This window comes from Streptomyces sp. 4F14, assembly GCF_048159485.1.
Classification (GTDB): Bacteria; Actinomycetota; Actinomycetes; order Streptomycetales; family Streptomycetaceae; genus Streptomyces.
The window spans coordinates 1-383 of sequence record NZ_JBLRVY010000211.1 but is presented as its reverse complement, the minus strand read 5'-3'; the positions used below and the strand labels follow the sequence as shown (position 1 = coordinate 383).

The following is a 383-nucleotide window of genomic DNA, read 5'->3' as shown; positions in this document are numbered from 1 at the left end:
CGAGCCCCCAGTCGGCGGGCCGTGGGTCGAAGGCTCCGCGCGGATGCTTGTCGAAGCCGACGGCGAGGGCCACGTCCGCCGCGCCCGAGCGGATCGCGTTGACGGCGGAGACCAGGGCGCTGCCGCCGGTCGCGCAGCCGTTGCGGACGTTGACGAAGGGTATTCCGGTCAGGCCGAACCGGGTGACGAGGGTGTCGGCGTTACCGGCGGCGTCGCTGCCGCCGAACGCCGCCCGCACCCGGGGCCAGGGCACCCCGGCGTCGGCCAGTGCGGTGCGCACGGCCTGCGCCGCGAGGTCCAGCCCGGTGACCTCCGACCGGCCGAAGGGGGTGATGCCGACGCCGCAGACCAGGACGTCGGCGGCGCCCGCCCCGCTCACACCG

Annotated in this window: 1 protein-coding gene; it reads right to left on the bottom strand. The window is 76.8% G+C overall.

Annotation, left to right across the window (positions count from 1 at the left end):
- Positions 1-379, bottom strand: a 379-nt coding sequence (locus ACLZOT_RS50365) for a beta-ketoacyl synthase N-terminal-like domain-containing protein (protein WP_416976040.1), incomplete at its 3' end; no start/stop codon positions are given.
- Positions 380-383 lie beyond the last annotated feature (4 nt).